Source organism: Pseudomonas sp. CFII64, assembly GCF_000416235.1.
Classification (GTDB): domain Bacteria; phylum Pseudomonadota; class Gammaproteobacteria; order Pseudomonadales; family Pseudomonadaceae; genus Aquipseudomonas.
The window spans coordinates 1-3,648 of sequence record NZ_ATLO01000014.1; the positions used below are offsets into that span (position 1 = coordinate 1).

Annotated in this window: 2 protein-coding genes; both read left to right on the top strand. The window is 58.1% G+C overall.

Annotation, left to right across the window (positions count from 1 at the left end):
- Positions 1 to 409: 409 nt before the first annotated feature.
- Positions 410 to 2,047 (top strand): hypothetical protein, encoded by a 1,638-nt coding sequence (locus CFII64_RS08365; protein ID WP_020290355.1) that lies wholly within the window; start codon positions 410 to 412, stop codon positions 2,045 to 2,047.
- Positions 2,048 to 2,243: 196 nt separating this feature from the next.
- Positions 2,244 to 3,648, top strand: a 1,405-nt coding sequence (locus CFII64_RS08370) for a methyl-accepting chemotaxis protein (RefSeq protein ID WP_020290356.1), incomplete at its 3' end; no start/stop codon positions are given.

Here is a 3,648-nt window from a genome sequence, read left to right on the forward strand (position 1 = left end):
CTGCTGATGGTGCCGATCACGTTGGTGCAAACCGTTTGAGCTGATCCCTTCCCTGCTCTTCTCCAGCCCGGCTTTTGCCGGGCTTAATTGTTTTTGGCATCAAGTGTTTCCTGACGGCTTATACTGTTTCATAAACTTAACAGTTATCCCGATCATCAAGGTTTCGCCCAGACACCCCGGAATAAGAGCTCCGAAGACTTTCCCAGCGTCCTGTCTTCATCACAAAAACCCCAACGCGCGCGCATAAAAGCCAATAACTTGGCGTTAATTTACAATCCTTGTAAACAGTCAATAAAACGACTATTCCTGATTTCCAGTAAGCCATAACGTCTTGAATACCCGTATCCGGCGTCATACCGGCTGGTGTTTCAACAAGGACAACGGCTGATCTTGATAAAGGAATATTGGGATGCAATTGACTCGACGTACTGTCCTGGCCGGATTGGCAATTACCAGTGCCCTGGTCCCTGCGGGATATTTCGGGGGCCGCAAGGTCCGTGCTTATCTTGAAAAGCGCGACGGAACGCCACCCCAGGCGCGAGTCGAAACGGCCGATATTTCTATTCAACGTCTGAGCAGCCGTCTGCGTGGCATCTGGACAGTGAAAATAACCGGCGACGCCGAAGGTCTGTACGGATTGCCGGCCGACGGACTGGAGCTGCTCCTGGACTCGGCAGAACGCGGACGGGCGCTGCGGGGGTTTATCGACACCCCGGAAAATCTCCGGGCCCCGGCGCTTCCTCGCTACAAGGTCATCGGCGACCTGGTGGGCGCCTCGCCCGCACTCATTCGCTGGCGACTTCTGGACCGGGACTCGGCGCGTTATGCGCCCCGCTATGAGTTCACGGTTACCCTCGATGAGGCGCAGGCCACACTGGATGCCATGGGGACCGATGTGCTTGCCGGGCACATTCAGCCCGTCGATCCGCAAACAGGCATGACGGGCCCGAAGCTGGGCTTCATGGCGCTCAAGCACGCGTTTCCCAAAGCTCATTACCGGATTGCCACCAGCCCCGAATTCGTGGCCTGGGCGACCGCTCCGGAAAACCGCTTGTACCATCAGCTGTGGCACGCTTCCCGGGACCTCTGGCACGAACTTTCCGAAACGCGCCGCAATGCATTGCGCGGTTTAGGCTGGCAGCCCGGTCCGCTGGGTGCGGAACGCCATGCCCGGGGGCGCAATATGGATCGCAATGGCTCGGGGGTCGATTTTTTCTTCATGCACCGCCACATGCTGACCATTGCCCGCCCCTTGAACGCGCCCCCCGCGTGGCGTCACTTTCCCCTGCCCCAGCCAGCGGCAGAGCAGGATTGGGCCGGCTTTGCCCGTTACTTCGAAAACGTCGATGGCTGCTCGGTCCCGCCCACGTGGCTGACGCCTTCGGACGAGAAATTCACCGAAGGCGTCGAACTGATCAAAAGCCCGGAAACCTTCCACACCAACTTCCAGATGTGGGATTCCCGTTATCGCGATGCCGACTATTTATCCCGCGTGACGCTGGGGCAATTCGGCACGGAGCTGGAACTGGGTCTACACGACTGGCTGCATATACGCTGGGCGAGCATTCCCCGTGATCCGATCAATGGCAGCCCGGTGCCCGCCGGCCGGGAACCTGCGGACTTCTCGAATCGGTGGTTCGCGCCGGAATACGACTGTCTCGTCGACTCGTTTTCATCCCACGTCAATCCGCTGTTCTGGTGTTTCCACGGCTGGATCGACGAGCGGCTGGAAGACTGGTTCGATGCCCATCAACGCGTTCATCCGGGCCAGATCGTGCGGCGTCGCTTGCTGGGTGTCGACTGGTTTGAGCCCGGCCCATGGGTGGAAATCAACGAGCCCTGGATGGGACCGCTGACCCACGGCTGCTTCTCGCAGCCCGGCGTGACGGCCATCAAACCGCTGGAGAAGGACATCGAGATCATGAAGCTGGCACTGGAAATTGCCTGCAACACGGACGATGAACTTGCGCAGGCATTGAACAAGGCACCCTACCGATCACCCTATGCGCGCAACCTGCCAGTACGTACTCACGTGGGCAAGGCCTGAGGCGGTTGATCGGCCCTGAAACACTAGGTCTTCGACCTCCTGATATACCACCAGCAACCGCTGGCCACTTTTTGCCAATTCCCCGTTCAGCTATTCCATTCGCCGCCGATAGGTTGAGCAGGTATTTGCCTGCTGGCCTAAAAAAACAATCTTCCAGCTGCCCATTTGAAAAAATAGACATTCCTGGAGGAAGTCGATGAATAACTGGTTCGCTAATGTCAGCGTCAATATGAAGTTGGCCTTGGGATTCGGTCTTGTACTCTTTTTTACTGCCATCCTCGCTTTGACTGGCTGGAACAGTCTGAGCAAACTCATTGATCGCAGTAACTGGATGAGTGACATCACCACACTCAACGCCCAACTGACCAAGCTACGGGTGACGCGCCTGCAATACATGGTCGCTGACGGCGACGATACCGTTGCCCAGACCGTGCAGGTTGCGCTGGATGGCTTTAAGGCCCAGCAGCAAAAACTGCTCAAGAGTTTCAAGAGTCCTGAGAACGTCAAACTCCTGGAACAGCTGAGCACCGTCATTGCCGAGTATGAAAAGTCGCTGAACAACATGCGCAATGGCTACAAGGCCAGCAACCTCGTACGCGCCGATATGGGCGCCAACGCCGAAAATGCTTCGGCGCTGATCGCGCAGATCAGTGGCGATGTCTTGAAGTTGCCCGTCGATGACGAGCGGCGTTTCGAGCAATATCAGACCATCACCAAGGCCAGGGAAGACTTGATGCTGGCGCGCTACGAAACACGCGGTTTTACCGGTAACGCCACCGCTGAAAACGAGCAGAAGGCTATCGGCCAGCTCGACGCCGCCGTGCAAGGCCTGCAACAGCTCAACTCGGTGTTCAGCGGCAGCCAGGCTGATCGCGTCAAGCAGCTGGAAACCGCTCTGACCAACTATCGCAAAGCCCTGCAAGCCTTCAAGGCAGCGACCAATGACATCGGCACGGCGCGCAAGGAAATGACCGCTCAAGGTCAAACCATCGTCCAGCTCAGCGACGATATGTACAAAATCCAGCTAGATCGTCGCGACAGCGAAAGCGCCGATGCACGCAACACGCAGCTGATCTGCACCTTATTGGCGTTGATCCTTGGCGTTCTGGCTGCCGTGATCATCACCCGACAAATCACCCGCCCGTTGCGCGAAACCCTGGCAGTCGTCGAGCGCATTGCCTCCGGCGATCTCACTCACACCATGACCGTGACCCGTCGCGATGAACTGGGTGTGTTGCAACAAGGCATCCAGCGCATGGGCAGCACCTTGCGCAACCTGATCGGCGGCATTCGTGACAGCGTGGTGCAGATCGCCAGCGCAGCCGAAGAACTGTCGGCCGTCACCGAACAGACCAGCGCCGGCGTCAACAGCCAGAAGGTCGAGACCGACCAGGTGGCCACCGCCATGCACGAAATGTCGGCAACGGTCGCCGAAGTCGCCCGCAACGCCGAACAAGCCTCGGAAGCCGCGTCAACCGCCGATAAAGAAGCCCGCGCTGGCGACAAGGTGGTGGCCGAAGCCATCGTTCAGATCGAGCGTCTGGCCGCTGAAGTGCTGCGTTCCACCGACGCCATGACCGTGCTGGAGCAGGAAAGCGACA